The following is an 18495-nucleotide window of genomic DNA, read 5'->3' on the forward strand; positions in this document are numbered from 1 at the left end:
CAGGGGGGTCAGCTGCTCGCGGTCAGTATGCCCCGAGCCGGCCTACGGCTACCCGGTGTTGCGCATTCCCGCGGCGATCCCGCTGACGGTGTGCAGCAGGGCCCGCTCCAGCGCCGGGTCGTCACCGCCGTCGCGGCGACGTCGCAGCAGCTGCACCTGCAGGTGGTGCAGGGGCAGCAGGTAGGTGTCACGGATCTCCAGGGTGGTCCGCAGCACCGGGTCGTCGTCGAGCAGACGGTCGGCGCCGGTGACGAGCAGCACCTGCTCGGTGGTGCGCCGGTACTCGTCCTCGATCTCCGCCAGCGTGTCCAGCCCGTCCGGCGCGAGGGTCCTCACGTACTCCCGCGCGATCGCCAGGTCGGTCTTGGCCAGGGTCATCGAGACGTTGTCGACGAAGCTGGTGAAGAACGGCCAGGACCGGTACATCTCGCGCAGGGTGTCGAGGTCGTCCGCCGCTGCCGCCAACCCCGACCCCACGCCGTACCAGCCGGGCACGATCTGCCGGGACTGGGTCCACCCGAAGACCCAGGGGATCGCGCGCAGGTCGTCCAGCCCGGCGTCGGCCCCGGGGCGGCGCGAGGGCCGCGACCCGATCCGCAGCGCGCCGAGCAGGTCGACCGGGGTGGAGTCGACGAAGTACGACGCGAGCCCGGGCCGACGCACCAGGTCGAGGTAGCGCGACTCGGCGCCCGAGGCGACCCGGTCCATCAGGGCGTCCCAGGCGCTGGCCTGCTCGGCGCTGCGTCGGTGCTCGCGGTGCAGCACCGACGCCTCGAGGGTGGCGGCGACCATGAGCTCGAGGTTGTACCGGGCGAGCACGGGCAGGGCGTACTTGTCGCTGATCACCTCACCCTGCTCGGTGATCTTCACCTCGCCGGCGACGGTGCCGGCCGGCAGCGCCATGATCGCCTCGTAGGTCGGCCCGCCACCGCGGCCGACGGACCCGCCCCGACCGTGGAAGAAGGTCATCCGCACCCCGTGGCGCGCCCCGAGGTCGGTGATCACCCGCTGTGCCCGCTGGATCTGCCACTGCGACGCCGCGATGCCGCCGGACTTGTTCGAGTCGGAGTAGCCGAGCATCACCTCCTGGACCTCGCCGCGGGCGCGGACCACCTCGCGGTACGAGGGGTCGCTGAGCAGCGCGTCGATGATCTCCTCGGCCTTGCCGAGCTCCTCGACCGTCTCCAGCAGGGGGACGAAGCCGACCCGGGCGACCCCGCGGTGAATGTCGACCAGACCCGCCTCGCGGGCGAGGAGGACCGCCGCGAGGATGTCATCGGCGTGCCGGGTCATCGAGACGATGTAGCTCTCGACGGTGCGCGGCCCGAAGGAGCTCAGCGCCCACTTCACGGCCGCAAACGTCTCGGCGGTCAGCGCTCCCCCTTCGTCCAGCGGGAGCGGCTGGCGAGCCAGCGGGCGACGGCCGGCCAGCTCGGCGGCGAGCACCCGCATCCGCTCCGGCTGGTCGAGATCGGCGTACCGGCGGTCGAGGTCGCCGAGCTGGTCGAGGAGTGCCCCGACCGCGTCGTGGTGCTTCTGGGAGTGCTCGCGCACGTCGAGGGTGGCCAGGGTCAGGCCGGTCGCCCGCACCGTGCGGATGAGCCGCTCCAGCTCTCCGGAGGCGACGAGCTCCCCCTGGTGGGCCGTGACCGAGCGGTGCAGCAGCAGAAGGTCCTCGAGCAGCTCGGCGTCGTCGGCGTAGTCGCTCCCCGGCACGTGCTCGGCCCCGGCGGCGACGCGCTCCTCGGTGAGCCGCAGCCGAGCCGTGACGGCAGTGAGGAAGAGCCGGTAGGGCTCCTCGGAGTTCAGCCGCCGGTAGCGCCCGGCGATCCCGGGAAGGCCGTCGAGCATCTCCTCGAGCCGCTCGGTCAGCTCGCCCGAGATCTGCGAGAGTCGGCTGCTCACCGACAGGTCGCGGCGCAGCACGTCGACCCGGGAGATGAGCAGCCGGATGCCGTGCACCGCCTGGAGGGTGAGGACCTCGCGGGTGGTCGCGGGGGTGACATTGGGGTTGCCGTCGCGATCCCCGCCCATCCACGTGCCGAAGCGAAGGGGGACAGCGGCCAGCGGCAGCTCGGCCCCGGCCGCGGCGACCCGGTCGCGCAGCTCCTCGACGACGTCGGGGACCGCGGCCCGGTTGAGTCCCTCGAGGTAGTAGACGCCGTTGCGGGCCTCGTCGGTCGGGTCCGGCGCCTCGACCCGGATGTCGTCGGTCGCCCACAGCAGGTCGATGCTCTCCGCCAGCCGGCGCGTCCGACGAGGCGAGTCCTCCTCGTCGAGGAGCCGGGCGATGCGGCGCAGCTTGTCCAGGGTCGAACGCCGGGTCACCTCGGTCGGGTGAGCGGTGAAGACCGGTCGCACGCAGAGCGCCTCCAGCTCGTCGGTGAGCTGGTCGGCGGCCACCCCGGCGTCGACGATGCGTTGCACGGTCTGCTCGATCCATCCCCCTTCGCCCTCGACGTGACGACGCAGCGCCCGGCCGCGATGCACCTGCTCGGTGACGTTGGCGAGGAAGAAGTAGGAGGTGAAGGCCCGCGCGACCCGTGCCGCCTGCTCCAGGTCTCCGTCGGCTCCCTCAGGCAGCCCCGGCATCGACGCGAGCGAGCCCTGCTTGGCCTGGGCCCGGACCTCCTCGACCCGGTCGAGCAGCTCCTGCCCTTCCGCGCGGACGAGGGTCTCACCGAGCAGGGAGGTGACGAGCCGGATGTCGCGGCGCAGCGCGCTCTCGGGTGCAGCGTTCACTTCTCCTCCTCCTGGGCGATCCCGCCCATCCGGTAGGCGCGGAAGGTCACCGCGCGCTCGACACCCAGTGCCTCACCACCCTGGCGGAGGATCTCCGGGATGAACTCCTCCGGCGCCGGATGGCCGGGCAGCGCGGCGAGGTAGGCCTCGTGGCAGGAGAGCGAGGCGACGCTCGACTCGACGTCCCGCGCCTGGACCTCGACCCCGTGCGTGGGCTCGGGGTGGCCCGCGACGAGCAGCCAGCCTGTCCCCCACTTCGCCAGGCCCTCCTCGTCGGCCAGCTCACGGAAGACCCAGGTGTTGTCCGCGTCGCGGATCGCGTCGACGGTCACCAGGCCGGCGACCCGGTGGTCGGCCTGGTTCAGCCCGCCGTATGCCTCGACGTCGAAGTTCGTCGTGACGACCGCGTCCGGCCGCACCTCTCGGATCACCCGGGCGACGTCGCGGCGCAGCTCGAGGCCGTAGACGAGCATCCCGTCCGGGTGGTCGAGGATGCGCAGGTTCGAGACCCCCACCTGCTCGCACGCGGCGGCCTGCTCCCGTGCTCGGACCGGACCGACCTCATCCGGCGGGACCTGCATACCGGCCTCGCCGCTGGTGAGCAGCAGGTAGGTCACCTCGACGCCTCGCCTGGTCCAGGCGGAGATCGCGGCGGAGGTGCCGTACTCCATGTCGTCGGGGTGGGCGACGACGCACAGCACGCGGCGCAGGTCACGGTCCGGCAGGGGCTCCAGGGGCATAGCCTCACGCTATCCGCGATGAGCGCGCACGGAGGAGGCGTCATGACACCTGAGACGGAGGAGCTGCTCATCCCCCTTCGCACGTCCCGGGCAGCCCTGCTGCTCAAGCTGGAGGGACTCTCCGAGCGCGACCAGCGCCGCCCGCTCACCCGGACCGGCACCAACCTCCTCGGCCTGGTCAAGCACTGCGCCTTCGTCGAGCTGGGGTACTTCGGCGACTGCTTCGACCGGCCCAGCCCGGTGCCGTACCCGTGGGCGCAGGACGAGAGCGACATCGACGACAACCTCGATATGTACGCCGGCGAAGGGGAGTCCGCGGCCGACATCGTCGCGCTCGCCCGGACCGCCTGGGCGCAGGCGGACGAGACCTTCGCGAGCACCGACCTGGACGCGACGGCGACCGTGCCGTGGTGGCCCGAAGACCGGCGTCACCCCACCCTGCGACGGCTCATCGCGCACGTCTCGGCCGATGTCGCCCGGCATGCCGGGCACGCCGACATCCTGCGCGAGCAGCTCGACGGGGACGTCGGTCTGCGGCCGGGGATGAGCAACGTCCCCGAGCACGACGAGCAGTGGTGGGCGGACTACCGGGAGCGGCTGCAGCGGATCGCCGACGGCTGCTGAGCGCGGGATCGGGCAGGTCGGGCAGGATCGACGCGTGGATCTCGACGAGGCGGTGACCGAGCTGTACGGCTGCGAGCTGGCCGACTTCGTGCCGACCCGCACCCGGGTCGCCCGTCTCGTCGCCGATACCGACGAGGCGGCGCAGGTCCGGCGGCTGCGCAAGCCAACGGTCTCGGCGTGGCTGCTCAACCAGCTCGTCCGCGAGGACCCCGGGCTGATCGCTGACGTGCAGCGACTGGGGTCGGCGATGCGCAGCCTGCAGGCGAAGGGGGATGCCCGCGCCCTGCGTGAGCTGCGGCAGGAGCGGGAGGAGCTGCTCACCCGCGTGGTCGCCGGGGTGGAGGGCGTCGCGCGAGAGCGTGAGCGACCGCTGCCGGCGAGCGGGGTCGACGAGGTGAGCGCCACCGTCATCGCCGCGCTCGCCGACGCGGGCAGCGCGGCCGCGCTGGCCTCGGGGATGCTCGTCCGGTCGCTGAGCTACTCGGGCTTCGGTGAGGTGGATCTGGACGACGCGGTCGCGACGCGGGCGCACCTGCGGCTCGTCCCGGCCGACGGGGGCGGTGAGTCGGCTGACCCCTGCTCGTCTGAGGCGGGCTCATCGGAGGCGGCGCAGGACGAGCGGGCGCAGGACGAGCTGGCAGCGGCGGTCGTGCGCCTCCAGACCGCCGAGGCCGACATCGTCCCTGCTCAAGAGGCGCTCGACGAGGCCCAGGCAGAGCTCGCTCGCGCCCAGGAGGCACTCCGCGTGGCACGGGAGCGCGCCGACGCCGCACGGGCCGAGCTGGGTCGGCGCCGGCGAACGCGAGATGCACAACAGCAGAACGTCTCCGCCCTCCGGCGTGCCGCCCTCGCCCGGGAGGGTGATGACCCGTCATGATGGCCCGCATGGCGCAGCGGACCCGAGTCGGACAGCAGACGGCACCACGCGAGCAGGCGCCTAAGTCGTGGTCCGACTCTCAGGTCGACCGGGCCGTCGACCAGGTCGAGGTCGAGATGCTCGACGAGTGGTTCGCCGGTGACGAGGACGACGTCGACACCGCCATCATCCCGCGACTGGCCACCGGCGGCGCCGTCCTCGTACCGGTCACGCTCGATCACCTCCAGGCGAGGCCCATGCCCGAACCCGCAGCAGCCGCACCCGTGCCGACCGCGGCACCGGCGCCCACCGCAGCACCGGAGCCCACCGCGGCACCCGCAGCGTCCACGCCGGCGGGTCGGGCCCGGGGGCGCAGCCGCCACGCCAGCGCCGCGTCCGCCGACGCCGTGCGGCGCAACCTCATCGCTCTGGCGGTCATGATCAGCGCGATCGTCCTGCTCGGCGCGGTGATCGGGCTGATCGGTGGCTGGGCCTGGCTAGGCGGCTACGCCCTCATCGTCTGCTCGCTGATGACCGCGCGGTCCATCGCGAACCGGCAGCATGCCCCGCGGCACAGCCGCTACACCCCGCGCCACGCCTGACGCGTCTACGCCCCGCCCGCGACCGCTGGACCCGGTCGCGCTCCTGCGCCCGCGACTCCTGACCCGTCCGCGCTCCTGCGCAGACCGACCAGCGATGCACCGACCAGCTACGGACTGAGCAGCGCGGCGAGTGTCGCCCCGAGCTCCTGGACTCGGCCGCGCGCCGCATCGTCGACCTCGCCCATCACCTCGACGTCGTCGAAGGCCTGGCGCCATCCGAGCGCGGAGACGATGCCGTGCACCGAGCGCACCGCGCCGGTCGTGTCGTAGCGCCCGTGGACATAGAGGCCGAAGGGCTTCTTGACCTGGCCGCCGTCCCCGGAACCCTGACCGTCCTCCCCCAGCGCCCCGCCGACGTGCAAGAAGGTGCTGTCGAAAAAGTGCTTCAGCGCACCCGACATGTACCCGAAGTTCGCCGGCGTCCCGAGCAGGTATCCATCGGCCGCAAGCACATCCTCGGCCGTCGCCTCGAGCGCGGGACGCTTCACGACCTCGACGCCCTCGATCTGGTCGTCCCGGGCACCGGCGAGCACCGACTCAAGCAGCGCCTGCATCGACCGGGTGGGGCTGTGATGGACGAGGAGTAGACGGCTCATGCCCCTCGATCGTGCCAGAGCCCCGCCCCGTCGCAGATCCCCGGGGAACATCAGACGAACGGTCATCCTCGACGATGGACCCGTGCAGGTCACCGACATCTGGGTCTACCCGGTCAAGTCCCTCGCCGGTCAGGCCGCGACCCGGGCGCGGGTCGAGCCGTGGGGGCTGGCCGGCGACCGCCGGTGGGGCCTGGTCGACCCGGGCGGCCACAAGATGACGGCCCTCCTCGACCGCAGGCTCCTTCGGCTCGCGGCGACGAGCGACGACGCATCGGGTGCGGTGACGATCCGGGCGGGCAGCCGAACCCGCACGGTGACCCCGCCGACGGGCCGTCCCGTGCCGATCGGGGGCGCACCGGGAGCGAGCGGTATCCCGGCCGGCGGAGACGTCGACGACTGGATCAGCGAAGGGGTGGGTCGCCCCCTTCGCCTGTTCTGGCAGCCCGATCCGGCGAGCCGCCCGATCCCGCCGCCCTCGGCGGTCAGGACGGGGACTGCCTGACCTTGTCGTGGTCCTCCCCGCTCGTCCTGACCAGTCGGGCGTCGCTGCGGCAGCTGCAGGACTGGGCCAACGAGGAGGCCAAGCGAAGGGGGGACCCCGCTGGCGAGGACCTGGCCATGGGTCGCTTTCGGCCGAACGTCGTGATCGACGGGGACCTCCCCTTCGCCGAGGACCAGTGGCAGCGGGTGCGCCTGGGTGAGGTGACCTACCGGGTGAGCGCGCTGTGCGACCGGTGCGCCGTCACCTCGGTCGACCCGGTCACGGGCGAGGCGGGTCCGGAGCCGTTGCGCACCCTGTCCGTCCGGCGGCGATGGGATGCAGCGACGTGGTTCGGCCTGCGGCTCGTCCCGGAGGGCCCGGGCTGGCTGTGCATCGGCGACGAGGTGCAGCCGCGGCGAGCCGACGGGCCAGGTCGGGACGCTTCGCCGTTGCCCCAGCATCTGGGGCAACAGCGGAGTCGACCGAGACCCTGATGCCTACGGCGCCGTGCTCGCGAGCCGACCGGCCTCCATCTGCACCACCCGGTCGGCGATCACCTCGGCCTCACCGTGGTCGTGGGTGACGAGGATCGCGCTCGTGCCGGAGTCGGCCAGCACCGAGCGAAGGTCCGCCGCGAGACGCTCGCGCAGCTCACGGTCCAGCGCCGAGAGTGGCTCGTCGAGCAGGATGAGCCGCGGCCCGGCACCGAGCGAGCGAGCCAGCGCCACCCGCTGCTGCTGCCCGCCGCTGAGGGTGAGCGGATCGTCCTCCCCACGCCCGGAGAGCCCGACGAGGTCAAGCAGCCGCGCGACCTCCGCATCGAGCGCCGATCCACGCAGACCCCGAAGCCGCGCCCCGTAGCCGACGTTGCGCGCGACGCTCAGGTGCCCGAAGAGCTGCCCGTCCTGGAACATCATCGCGAAGCCACGCCGATGGGTCGCCGTCCCGGCGAGGTCCTCACCGTGCCAGAGCACCCGCCCGCTCGCGAGCGGCTCCAGCCCGGCGACTGCCCGCAGCAGCGTCGACTTGCCGCACCCCGACGGACCGAGCACCGCGACCACCTCCCCCGGCGCGACGGCCAGGTCGACGTGGTCCACCGCCCGCAGCTCCCCGAAGGTGACCGAGACGTCCTCGCAGCGCAGACCCTTCCCGCTCCCTGAGGTGCGAGCGCCAGCGAGCCTCGAAGGGACCCCACCCATCAGAACGCCCCCACCGAGCTGATCCGCAACCGCTCCACCAGCGCCATGACCGCGACGGTAACCGCCGCGAGCACGACCGCTGCCGCCATCGCCGTCCCCTGCTCCGCTGCCCCGGGCCGGCCGATGAGCCGGTACACGAGCACGGGCATCGTCGGGTCGTCGGGGCGGATGAGGAACGACGTGGCCCCGAACTCCCCGAGCGAGACCGCGAGCGCGAAGCCGACCGCCGCGAGCAGGGGCCGCCACAGCACGGGCAGCTCGACGGTCACCCAGCGCCGCAGCGGACCCGCCCCGAGGGTGGCCGCCGCCTCCCCCTGCCGCGGATCGACATGCCGCAGCACGGGGGCGATCGTGCGGACCACGAGCGGCAGCGCCACCATCGCCTGCGCGATCGGGATGAGCACCGGTGAGGACCGCAGGTCCAGCGGCGGTCGGTCGAGGGTGATGAGGAAGCCGAATCCGATCGTCACCGCGGACACCCCGAGCGGCAGCATGAACGCCGCGTCGAGGCCCGCGAGCAGCGACCGCCCCGTCCGCGACCTCGGTCGCCGGGTCACCGCGAGCGAGACGAGCAGCCCGAGCACCACCGACAGCAGCGCCGCGTCGACCGCGATCCGCCACGACGTGCCGAGCGCCTGCCAGCCGCTCACCCCGACCCCGGGCTGGGCGAGCGCGAGATCGGCGTAGTTCGCCAGCGTCCACTCCCCGCCGCGCCGCAGCGAGCGGGCCAGGCCACCGAGCAGCGGCGCGAGGATGAGCGCGATCACGGCGCCGAGGACGGCCAGGGCCGGCAGGTGGTGACGGCGAAGGGGGAGCCTGCGGCTCTCCCTTCGCCCGCGCCGTCGCACCCCGCGGCCGGCCCGGCGGGCTCGTTCGGTCACCCAGAGCAGAGCGACGACGGCGACGAGCTGGAGCACCGAGAGGACCGCGGCGCCCTGCAGGTCGAGCAGTGAGGTGGTGAGGAAGTAGATCTCGGTCTCGATCGTGGCGTAGCGCAGCCCGCCGAGGGTGAGGACGACCCCGAAGGCGGTGGAGCAGAAGAGGAAGACCACGCTCGCCGCAGAGAGGATCGCCGGCCGCAGCGCCGGCAGGAGGACCGTACGCAGCACGTGCAGCGGCGGCGCCCCGAGGGCGGCCGCCGCCTCAGCGGTGCGCGGATCGAGCCCGTCCCACGCAGCGCCGACGGTGCGCACGACGACCGCGACGTTGAAGAAGACCATGGCGAGAAGGATCGCCACCCACGACCCGTCGAGGCCGAGCCAGCCGAGGGGTCCGGAGCTGGCCAGCAGCCCGCGCCAGAGCACACCGACGACGACCGCGGGCATGACGAAGGGCATGATGACCAGCGCTCGCAGCGCGTCGGCTCCGGGGATGGCGAGCCGGTGCAGGGCGAAGGCGGTCGGCAGCCCGAGCGCGAGGGTCACCGCGGTCGCCAAGGTCGAGATCCCGAGGGTGAAGCCGACCACCCGGGCGGTGCGGGATCGGCCCAGGACGTCCCCCACCGCGCCGAGGTCCAGCTGGCCGTCGGGGACGAAGCCGCGGGTGAGCATCCCGCCCAGCGGCAGGAGGAAGAAGACCCCGAGGAAGGCCAGCGGCACGACCGCGAGCAGCAGCGCCGCGACCGTCGGTCCGGGCCTCGGCCCGCGCCGGACGTGCCCGATCAGCTGGTGATGTCCGTCCACGTACGGATCCAGCTCTCCCGCTTCTCGTCGATGGTCTGCGGGTCGACCTGGTGCGGGTCGTCGGCGGTCTTCGCGTGCTTCGCCCAGGCCTCGGGCAGCTCGACCGAGGAGGAGACCGGGTACATGTACATCGTCTCGGGGAAGGCCGCCTGCACCTCGTCGCTGAGCATGAAGTCGACGAAGGCCTGCGCTCCGCCGGCCTGGTCGGTCCCCTCGATCACCCCCGCGTACTCGACCTGGCGGAAGCAGGTGTCGAGCAGCGCCGAGGTGGTCGGCTCGTCCTTGCCCTCGGGGATGGTGAAGGGCGGGCTCGAGGCGTAGGAGAGGACGATCGGCCGGTCCCCCTCGCCCTCTCCGGCGCTGAAGTCGACGCCGTAGGCGTCGGACCAGCCCGAGGTGATCTTCGCGCCGTTGTCGACGAGCTCGCGCCAGTACTCCTCCCAGCCGTCCTCCCCCTTCGCCCCGATCGTCGCGAGGAGGAAGGCCAGGCCAGGGCTGGAGGACGAGGCGCCCGGGGTGACGAAGAGGTCCTGGTACTCGCTCTTGGTGAGGTCGTCGAGGGTGGTCGGCGGGGTCACCCCTTCGCGCTCGAACCACGCGTCGTCGATGTTGACGCAGACATCGCCGAAGTCGACCGGGGTGAGCCGGTCGCCGCCCTCGGCGAGCGCGTGCTCCTGCGCGCCCTCGGGCAGCTCCGGCTCGTAGGCGGCGAGGACCCCTTCGCCCACCGCGCGGGAGGCGAAGGTGTTGTCGATGCCGAAGACGACGTCGGCGACCGGGCTGTCCTTGGTCAGGACGAGCTTGTTGGTGAGCAGCCCGGCGTCGCCGGAGGTCACGGTCTTCAAGGTGCAGCCCGAACTCTTCTCGAAGTCGGCGACGAGCTCCTCGGGCAGCGAGAACGACTCGTGGGTGATGAGGGTGAGCTCGCCGTCGCCGGTGCAGGACTTCTCTGCTGCGGACGCGCTCGCCGAGCTCGACCCCTCGCTCGTCTCTTGGCTCGACCCACCCGAGCCGAGCGAGCAGCCGGTCAGGGCGGCGGCGGCAACCGCGGCGGTCAGGACGGAGGTGGTGGTACGCGTCATGGATGACTCCCTACGCCGGTACGAACCGGATCAGGTTGGAGGGTCTGCGGGCTCTCCCGCACTCTCAGCGCTCTGCGCTCCCCTGTCGGACTCCAGCGATGTTAGTCGACTCCTGTGGCAGAGTTCGGAGTGGGTACAGACATCGCAGAAGCGAAAGGTGAGCAGTCATGGGCAACGCAGTCTGGAAGGTCATGGGCACCGGTGGGGCGATCCTCGCCGGGATGATCGCGAACAAGGTCGTCGACGCGGTGTGGGACAAGGCCGGTGGTGACTCGAGCATCGACCCGACCGACCCCGACAGCCCGATCATCGAGGCGCTGATCTACGCCGCCGCGATCGGTCTGGCGATGGGTATCGCCCGCACGATGGCGACCCGCAAGGCCGCGCAGGTCTATGCCCGCTCGGCCGGGCAGCTGCCCGACGAGATGCGCAGGGAGCGCCTCAACGACTGAGGCGGGCATGCGCGCGATCTCGATCTCCACGGCCGGGGACGCCGACGTCCTCACCCTCATCGATGCGTCACGACCGACGCCGGGAGCGGGTGAGGTCGTCATCGACGTCGCCGCTGCGGGCGTCAACCGGGCGGACGTGATGCAGCGCAAGGGCCTTTACCCGCCGCCGAAGGGGGCGTCGGAGCTGCCCGGTCTCGAGGTCAGCGGCACCATCGCCGAGGTGGGCGAAGGGGTGAGCGGGCTGGCCGTCGGCGACGAGGTCTGCGCCCTCCTCGACGGCGGCGGCTACGCCGAGGCGGTGGCCGTGCCCGCCACCCAGGTGCTCCCGGTGCCGAAGGGGGTGTCCCTGGTCGACGCGGCGGCCCTCCCGGAGGTCGTGTGCACGGTGTGGAGCAACGTCTTCATGACCGCGGGTCTGCAACAGGGTGAGACCGTCCTGCTGCACGGCGGGTCCTCGGGGATCGGGACGATGGCTATCCAGCTGGCCTCGGCGGTCGGTGCCCGGGTCGCGGTGACCGCAGGCTCGCAGGCCAAGCTCGACGCCTGCCGCGAGCTCGGCGCCGACATCCTCATCAACTACAAGGACGAGGACTTCGTCGAGCGGGTCAAGGACGCCACGGACGGGCACGGCGCCGACGTCATCCTCGACAACATCGGGGCGAAGTACCTGCCGCGCAACGTCGAGGCCCTCGCCACGTCGGGGCGTCTCGTGATCATCGGGCTCATGGGTGGGCGCACCGGCGAGCTCGACCTCGCGGCGCTGCTCACCAAGCGGGCCGCGGTCATCGCGACCTCGCTGCGGGCCCGCCCGCTGGACGAGAAGGCCGCGATCGTCGCCGCCGCCGGCGAGCACGTCTGGCCCCTGGTCGAGAGCGGTCAGGTGCGCCCGGTGGTCCACCAGCGCTACCCCCTCGAGGACGCCGCCCAGGCCCACCGCGACCTCGAGGACAGCGGCCACATCGGCAAGCTCCTACTCACGACGTAGGGCCCAAGCCGGCCGAGGTACAACTCCGCGCCCACGCTGCTTCAGGTGCGAGCGCCCCTCTTATGGGGCGCTGCTCACCCCCCTTCGCCCCCCGCCCCGCCCCCAAGATCCGAATTTCCCTAGGTTCCTGTCAGGTCCCTGGGAAAGTTCACGGGCGAGTTGTCAGCATCCCGGGCGCCTGATGGCGCGGGGGGCGGGGCACCCCTTCGCGGGCGTCACCGATGGCGCGCAGGGCGGATCTCGCTGCGGCGGCCCGGACGTGGGTGGATCCGGACATCAGGCGCCCAGGGTTCTGACAAGGCGCCCTAGAAAGTTCCTCGGCGTCTGACAGGAACCTAGGGAAATTCGGATCTGGGGTGGGGTGGCGAAGGTGGCGAAGGGGGCGAAGGGGGGTCAGTCGGCGAGCTCGCCGGCCATCGCCCGGCCGGCCGTGCGGCCGGAGAAGATGCAACCGCCGAGGAAGGTGCCCTCGAGCGCCCGGTAGCCGTGCACGCCACCGCCGCCGAAGCCGGCCGCCTCGCCCGCGGCGTACAGGCCGCGGATCGGCTCGCCGTCGTGGCCGAGCACCCGCGCCGACAGGTCGGTCTCGAAGCCGCCGAGGGTCTTGCGCGAGAGGATGTGCAGCTTGACCCCGACGAGCGGCCCCCGCTTGGGGTCGGTGATCCGGTGGCGCGGGAAGGTGCGCTTGGAGATCTTGTCCCCCCGGTAGCGGCTGGCCACCTCCATCGCGGCGAGCTGCGCGTCCTTGCTGAACGGGTTGTCGACCTGGTCGTCGCGCGCCTCGATCTGCGCGGCGATCTCGGCCGCGTCGAGCTCGGGGTCGCCGTCCTCGCGCAGCAGGTTCATCTTCGCGACGAGCTCCTCGACGGTGTCCGCCTGGACGAAGTCGACGCCCTTGTCGAGGAAGGCCTGCACCGACGGGTACACGGGGGTGACCGGGCGCCGCGCGACCTGGGCGAGCGAGCGCTCGGTGAGGTCGCGGTTCTGCTCCGACCCCGAGAGCGCGAACTCCTTGCCGGCGATCGTCGTGTTGGTGATGAACCACGAGTGGTCGTGGCCCGAGCGTCGCAGGTAGGCGAGCGTGCCGAGGGTGTCGTACCCGGGGAAGAGCGGCGCCGGCAGGCGCTGCCCGGTCGCGTCGAACCACATCGAGCTCGGTCCAGGCAGGATCCGGATCGCGTGGCCCGGCCAGATCGGGTCCCAGTTGCGTACCCCTTCGACGTAGTGCCACATCCGGTCGCGGTTGATCAGCCGGCCGCCGGCCGCCTCGGTGATCTCGATCATCCGGCCGTCGACGTGCGCCGGTACCCCGGTGATCATCCGCCGCGGCGGCTCCCCGAGGCGCTCCGGCCAGGCCGCGCGGACCAGGTCGTGGTTGCCCCCGATCCCGCCGCTGGCGACGAGCAGGGCGTCGGCCGCGAAGGTGAACTCGCCCACCTCATCACGGTTGGTCTCCTCACCCCGCGGCGAGGCGTCGTCGGCGAGCACGGCTCCCGCCACACCGGTGACGGCACCCCCTTCGACGACCAGACGGTCGACCCGGTGCCGGTGGGCGAAGGTGACCAGCCCGGCCTCGCGCGCCTCCTGCACCCGTCGTGCGAAGGGCTCGACGACCCCCGGCCCGGTCCCCCAGGTGATGTGGAAGCGGGGCACCGAGTTGCCGTGACCGGTAGCCGTCCCGTCGCCGCGCTCGGCCCAGCCGACGATCGGGAACCAGCGCATCCCCTGCTGGTGCAGCCAGGAGCGCTTCTCCCCCGCGGCGAAGTCGAGGTAGGCGTGGGCCCACCGGCGCGGCCAGTGATCCTCCTCGCGGTCGAAGCCGGCCGTGCCCATCCAGTCGCGCATCGCCAGCTCCGGGGTGTCCTTGATCCCCATCCGCCGCTGCTCCGGGCTGTCGACGAAGAACAGCCCACCGAACGACCAGTGCGCCTGCCCCCCGAGGTTGGCCTCGGACTCCTGGTCGACGAGGAGGACCGTGCGGCCCGCGTCGGCCAGCTCGGCGGTGGCGACCAGGCCGGCGAGGCCGTGGCCGACGACGATGACATCTGCGTCCATGACCCGATCCTACCCGCGGGTAGTGCGATGGCGGGAGGTACCGACGAGGAGCGAAGGAGGGTCAGCCAGGGCCTCTATCGTGTGCCCGTGCCAGCACTGATCCGCAACACCGGGGTGCGCCGGGCTGCCCTCGCGATCCTCGTCGCGGTCGTGGCGCTCTACGGCGGGATCACAGCCACCGTGCTCTTCCCGACGACGGTCCGCACCTCGTACTACGCCGCCGACGTGTCGCTGTCGGCGCACCCGGCGGACTCCAGCTCGATCCACGCGGACACCGTGGTCGGAACGATCGCCGCCGAGTTCACCGGGCATGCCCTCGGGGTGGTCGTCGAGCCGCGGGTGCGCCCCGAGATCGGCGACCTCGTCGCAGGAGGCCGCGTCGACCAGGCCTCGCTCATGGTCACCGAGGCGGAACGCAGCGAGGCCATCGGCGCAGCCGTGCAGGGGGTCGCGGTGCGCTTCGCCCTCGGGGGGCTGGGCACCTCGCTCGCGGCGCTCGGTCTGAACTGGTTGATCCGGAGGAGTCGCCCCTCCGCGGCCCAGGTCGTCGCGACGGCCATCGCCTGGGCGCTCACCACGGGGCTGGTGGGCTGGACCGCTCGCCAGACCTACCGGCCGGAGCACTTCGCGGCCGTCCGCAGCACCGGCCTGCTGCAGATCGCCGCCGCCAGCTCCGACCTGCTCACCGATCTCGAGACCCGGTCCGCGCAGGCGACCCCGTACCTGCGCAACCTGCTGGCGCTCTCGGCGGCGGTGAGCAACGAGTACACCCCGTCGACCCTGGGGACGCCGCCGGCGCTCACGGTGCTCTTCGTCTCCGACATCCACGGCACCAACCAGTACGAGCTGATGCGCACGATCGTCGAGGAGCGCGACGTCGACGTCGTCGTCGACACCGGCGACATCATCAACCTCGGCACGGTCGAGGAGGCCAAGATCGCGGGCATCACCCGGGGCATCGAGTCGCTCGGGGTGCCCTACGTCTTCGTCCGGGGCAACCACGACGCGACCTCGCCGTCCGACACCCGCCTGCTGCGCGAGCTCGCCGAGGTCGAGGGCGTCGTCCTGCCCGACCCCGGCGACGGCAGCTATCACGAGGTCTCGGTACGCGGCCTGCGCATCGGCGGCTTCAACGACCCGCGCTACTACGGCGACTCCGACAGCGGTGAGGTCGGTGAGCAGCACTCCGCCCGCGACGCCTGGCTCGAGGCGCTCGGTGAGGCCACCGCGCCCGACATCGTCATCAGCCATGAGCGTCCCGCCCTCGACGACGTGCCCGGGCGGCTGCTCGTCAACGGTCATGGCCACACCCCCCGCCTCGACGGGAACCACCTCGAGGTCGGCAGCTTCACCGGCGGCGGGGCGTTGAAGTACTTCCAGCCGACCGGGCCGGACGCCGAGCTCGTCGGCCAGCCCAGCGCCTTCGACGTGCTGACGCTCGATGACGAGTGCCGCGCCAAGACCCTGACCCGGTACCGGTACCGCGCCGTCATCGAGGGCCGGCCCGACTTCGACGAGGTCTCGGTGCTCAATGCCTCACGAAGCATGACCGAGCCCGAGCCGGGCCGCCGGTGCAGCTGGGAGCGGGGGGTGAGCACCCGTCCGCTCGGCTCGTCGGCGGAGCAGGCTTCGTCGCAGGACGGCTCGTCGCAGAACGACTCGGGCGAGGAGAGCCCCTCGGCGAAGGGGGAATGACCCGGCCGCTCGACCCGTCACCGCAGGCTTAGAGGACCGTCCAACGGGCGGCGACCGCGGGACCACCGCTGCAGGTCAGCCGGTGAGGCTCGGTGAATCCGCGAGCCACGAGCCGCCAGCGCGGCCCGCTGACGGTCTGCACCTCGACCTCGAAGCGGTGCTGCTCCAGCTGGCTGGACCGCACGCCGACGACGTCGGCCAGGCTCACCCCTTCGCGCAGGAGGTCGAGCACCGCGACCTGCTCCGGCGCCGTCCACACCGTCCGCCCGCGCCATCGGTCGAGGTCGACGCGCCCGTCGAGGTGACCGATGACGACGTCCGGAGCGGTGCTGCCATCCACCCCGCCGTACATCGACCCGTCGGGGAGGATCGCGACGTTGCCGGCGAAGCGGTCGCCGCCGAGGTGGGTCGTCTCCCACACCGAGCCGGGCAGGACGTCGTCGAGGACGCGCGCCACGAGGCGGCCCTCGATGGCGCAGCAGACGTCCTTCTTGCCATGGGTGCATACGAGGACGATCGGGTCGGCGCAGACATCAGGCAGCCCGTCCTGGAACGCCTCGGCGATCGTCACGAGGTCGCCGGGATCGCGCCAGGTCGTGCGCAGCACCCGGCCCCGCACCGAGTCGACGAGGATCACCGGCTGGTCCGCGCCCTGCTCAAGCGCCCGACCGTGCCGGCGGACGAGCTGCAGCCGGGCGCCGACGAGGTCGAGCCGTCGGACCAGGGCGCCCCGGACGTCGGGGATCGGCGGGGTCGTCGCGGCCTTGTCGGTCCACGGCCCGCGATGGCCGACGAGCATCCACCGTGGGGCGGGGACCGCCGTCCCCACCCGCTGGTCGCCACGCTCGAGCGCCGCCAACGAGCAGCGCCACCGCCGCGCCGCGGGAGCCGCGGGGTCGGCGGCGCTGGGCGGCAGGTCGGTCATCGACCCGACCCTACGCGGCGGACCTGGGCGGTGGGAGTCGGCACCGGGCGGTGGTCAGGCCGGCTCGAGCACGGCGACACCGGCGGTGACCAGCCGGGCCGCGACCTCGGCGCCGACGTCGTCGACGGCGAGCGCACCCGAGCGCAGCAGACGGGTGATCGCGTCCTCGTGCTCCTCGGCGATCCGCAGCCGACCCGCCCGCGAGAGCAGCACCCCGTCGAGCAGACGAGCGTCGAGGTGCTCGCGCAGACGCAGCCGCCACCGGTCGGGAGCGGCGCGCATCTGCCCCAGCTGCTCGGTGGTGCGCACCGGGTTCGTCGGCGACGGTCGAGCGGTCCCCCGCCGCTGGGCGGCGACCCGGGCCGCCACCCGGGCCGGGTCGACCCGGCCCATCGCCGCGCCGAGCGCGTCGCGGGCAGCCTCGATCTCCTCCCCATAGGTCGCGGCATCCGCGACGTCGACCCCGAGGTCGAGGGAGGCGCGCAGCTCGGGGTCGTCGGCGATGAGCATCCGTGCCTCGGCGACGACGGCGTCGAGGACGTGCCCGCCCTGCCAGGTGTGCACGCCGAGCGTGATGTGGTTGCTCACCCCGCCGAGTGCGGTCGCGGAGTGCAGCCACCCCCGCGGCAGGTAGAGGCAGTCACCGGGCTGGAGCGTCGCCTCGAGGTAGGGCTCACCCTCGGCCTGCCGCCCGACGGCGTCGGAGCGCTCGCCCCACGGCTCGGTGCGCAGCGGGTCGCGCAAGACGGGCTCGTGGATGCGCCAGGTCTTCTCGCCGCTGACCTGCATGACGAAGACGTCGTGCACGTCGTAGTGGGCGGAGAACCCGGTGCTCTGCGGCGGTGTGATGTAGGCGTTGGCCTGCACCGGGTGCCCGAGGTCATCGGCGAGGTCATGGACGAAGTCGGTCAGCGGCCCCCAGGTCCGGTGCAGCCCCTGAAGCACGATGGTGTGGCCGTCGGCGAAGAGCCGGGTGAGATCGGTGTCGCTGACCTGGTCGGCGACCATCGCTCCGGTGCCGCCCGGCCGGGTGAAGTCACGCTCGGCCATGGTGCGCCCGCCCTTGGCGACCCGGACGAAGGGGGTGCGCAGCCCCCGGCGGGAGAGCAGCTCGTCGACCGCGTCGTTGGAGAGGAGGTCGGCGAAGGGGGCGGGCAGCTCACCGGCGCGGGAGAGCAGGGGCTGGGTACCCCAGTGCTGATCGGCGAACTCGTCGCGGTCGATCGCGACGAGGCGGGCCAGACCGGTGGGAGCACCGGGCCGGCCCGCCTGTTCACTGACGGGAGTCGTGGCGCTCACTCAGAGGCCACGCTCGACCGGGGACGCGCTGCCGTCGGCACCACCGTCACCAGCACCGCCATCGGCGCCACCGTCACCAGCAGCGCCGTCACCAGCAGCGCCATCGGCGCCACCGTCACCAGCAGCGCCGTCACCAGCACCGCCGTCAGCACCGCCATCGGCGCCACCGTCACCAGCAGCGCCGTCACCAGCACCGCCATCGGCGCCACCGTCACCAGCAGCGCCGTCACCAGCACCGCCGTCAGCGCCACCGTCACCGGCGCCGCCGTCCGCGCCACCATCGGCGCCACCGTCACCAGCGCCGCCGTCGGCGGGGCCGTGACCGGGCTTGATCTCCTCGTCGCCTGGCTGAGTCATCCTCTGCCTCCTTCGGATCGGGCCCGCGGCACCCGTGCCGCGGGCGTCTCACCATCCTGCCCCTCCCGGAAGACCAGCGGGGGTTTCGGCCAGGGGGCACTCCCCCTTCGCCGCAGTCCGTAT

General features: G+C 72.7%; 18 protein-coding genes and 1 riboswitch. Of the genes, 8 read left to right on the forward strand and 10 right to left on the reverse strand.

What is annotated here, in order from left to right; genetic code table 11:
- Positions 1-48 precede the first annotated feature (48 nt).
- Complete coding sequence (ppc, locus tag FB557_RS07495; RefSeq protein ID WP_144856969.1) at positions 49-2742, reverse strand: phosphoenolpyruvate carboxylase; 2694 nt, start codon at positions 2740-2742, stop codon at positions 49-51.
- Positions 2739-3482, reverse strand: a complete 744-nt coding sequence (locus tag FB557_RS07500) for a PIG-L deacetylase family protein (protein ID WP_144856970.1) — start codon at positions 3480-3482, stop codon at positions 2739-2741. Before FB557_RS07500 ends, ppc begins: the two co-directional genes overlap by 4 nt.
- Before the next feature lie 42 nt (positions 3483-3524).
- Here FB557_RS07500 and FB557_RS07505 point away from each other — a divergent pair, with 42 nt between their 5' ends.
- The 3 genes from FB557_RS07505 to FB557_RS14330 are packed head-to-tail and all read left to right on the forward strand — an operon-like array spanning position 3525 to position 5564.
- A complete protein-coding gene (locus tag FB557_RS07505) occupies positions 3525-4106 on the forward strand; it encodes a DinB family protein (protein ID WP_144856971.1) in 582 nt (193 codons plus the stop codon).
- A gap of 34 nt (positions 4107-4140) precedes the next feature.
- Complete coding sequence (locus tag FB557_RS07510; RefSeq protein ID WP_144856972.1) at positions 4141-4983, forward strand: hypothetical protein; 843 nt, start codon at positions 4141-4143, stop codon at positions 4981-4983.
- A gap of 8 nt (positions 4984-4991) precedes the next feature.
- On the forward strand, positions 4992-5564 hold the full coding sequence (locus tag FB557_RS14330) for a hypothetical protein (RefSeq protein ID WP_211356509.1): 573 nt from the start codon (positions 4992-4994) through the stop codon (positions 5562-5564).
- Between the two features lie 107 nt (positions 5565-5671).
- Here FB557_RS14330 and FB557_RS07520 read toward each other — a convergent pair whose 3' ends face one another.
- Positions 5672-6160 (reverse strand): flavodoxin family protein, encoded by a 489-nt coding sequence (locus tag FB557_RS07520; protein ID WP_144856973.1) that lies wholly within the window; start codon positions 6158-6160, stop codon positions 5672-5674.
- An 82-nt stretch (positions 6161-6242) separates the two neighbouring features.
- Between FB557_RS07520 and FB557_RS07525 the strand changes: the two genes are divergently transcribed.
- Together FB557_RS07525 and FB557_RS14160 are read left to right on the forward strand one after the other, a co-directional pair.
- On the forward strand, positions 6243-6662 hold the full coding sequence (locus FB557_RS07525; RefSeq protein ID WP_170236227.1) for an MOSC N-terminal beta barrel domain-containing protein: 420 nt from the start codon (positions 6243-6245) through the stop codon (positions 6660-6662).
- A 2-nt stretch (positions 6663-6664) separates the two neighbouring features.
- Complete coding sequence (locus tag FB557_RS14160) at positions 6665-7135, forward strand: MOSC domain-containing protein (protein WP_170236228.1); 471 nt, start codon at positions 6665-6667, stop codon at positions 7133-7135.
- A gap of 3 nt (positions 7136-7138) precedes the next feature.
- Here the strand turns inward: FB557_RS14160 and FB557_RS07535 are convergent, their stop codons facing one another.
- The 3 genes from FB557_RS07535 to FB557_RS07545 form a co-directional block, all read right to left on the reverse strand.
- A complete protein-coding gene (locus FB557_RS07535; protein WP_246074547.1) occupies positions 7139-7738 on the reverse strand; it encodes an ABC transporter ATP-binding protein in 600 nt (199 codons plus the stop codon).
- Between the two features lie 101 nt (positions 7739-7839).
- Entirely contained in the window at positions 7840-9522 is a 1683-nt protein-coding gene (locus FB557_RS07540) for an ABC transporter permease (RefSeq protein ID WP_246074548.1), read from the reverse strand.
- A complete protein-coding gene (locus FB557_RS07545) occupies positions 9501-10604 on the reverse strand; it encodes a thiamine ABC transporter substrate-binding protein (RefSeq protein WP_144856977.1) in 1104 nt (367 codons plus the stop codon). The genes FB557_RS07540 and FB557_RS07545 overlap by 22 nt, the downstream gene beginning before the upstream one ends.
- Positions 10595-10698, reverse strand: a riboswitch (TPP riboswitch). (Overlaps the previous gene by 10 nt.)
- Positions 10699-10771: 73 nt before the next feature.
- Between FB557_RS07545 and FB557_RS07550 the strand changes: the two genes are divergently transcribed.
- Together FB557_RS07550 and FB557_RS07555 are read left to right on the forward strand one after the other, a co-directional pair.
- Positions 10772-11056, forward strand: a complete 285-nt coding sequence (locus FB557_RS07550) for a DUF4235 domain-containing protein (RefSeq protein ID WP_144856978.1) — start codon at positions 10772-10774, stop codon at positions 11054-11056.
- Between the two features lie 7 nt (positions 11057-11063).
- A complete protein-coding gene (locus tag FB557_RS07555; RefSeq protein WP_144856979.1) occupies positions 11064-12041 on the forward strand; it encodes an NAD(P)H-quinone oxidoreductase in 978 nt (325 codons plus the stop codon).
- Between the two features lie 393 nt (positions 12042-12434).
- Here the strand turns inward: FB557_RS07555 and FB557_RS07560 are convergent, their stop codons facing one another.
- Positions 12435-14096, reverse strand: a complete 1662-nt coding sequence (locus tag FB557_RS07560; RefSeq protein WP_144856980.1) for an FAD-binding dehydrogenase — start codon at positions 14094-14096, stop codon at positions 12435-12437.
- Positions 14097-14183: 87 nt separating this feature from the next.
- Here FB557_RS07560 and FB557_RS07565 point away from each other — a divergent pair, with 87 nt between their 5' ends.
- Positions 14184-15791 carry a metallophosphoesterase family protein gene (locus FB557_RS07565; protein ID WP_170236229.1) on the forward strand — a complete coding sequence of 536 codons (1608 nt, stop codon included), beginning with the start codon at positions 14184-14186 and terminating at the stop codon, positions 15789-15791.
- Positions 15792-15819: 28 nt separating this feature from the next.
- Here FB557_RS07565 and FB557_RS07570 read toward each other — a convergent pair whose 3' ends face one another.
- Genes FB557_RS07570 through FB557_RS07580 form a run of 3 tightly spaced genes read right to left on the reverse strand, consistent with a single transcriptional unit; the run spans position 15820 to position 18296 of the window.
- Positions 15820-16716 carry a ferredoxin family protein gene (locus tag FB557_RS07570; protein WP_170236230.1) on the reverse strand — a complete coding sequence of 299 codons (897 nt, stop codon included), beginning with the start codon at positions 16714-16716 and terminating at the stop codon, positions 15820-15822.
- Positions 16717-16770: 54 nt separating this feature from the next.
- Complete coding sequence (locus FB557_RS07575; protein ID WP_144856983.1) at positions 16771-18015, reverse strand: cupin domain-containing protein; 1245 nt, start codon at positions 18013-18015, stop codon at positions 16771-16773.
- Entirely contained in the window at positions 18012-18296 is a 285-nt protein-coding gene (locus tag FB557_RS07580) for a hypothetical protein (protein ID WP_170236231.1), read from the reverse strand. Before FB557_RS07580 ends, FB557_RS07575 begins: the two co-directional genes overlap by 4 nt.
- Between the last annotated feature and the right edge of the window lie 199 nt (positions 18297-18495).

The sequence above is a fragment of the Marihabitans asiaticum genome, from assembly GCF_007828725.1.
Taxonomy (GTDB): Bacteria; Actinomycetota; Actinomycetes; order Actinomycetales; family Dermatophilaceae; genus Marihabitans; species Marihabitans asiaticum.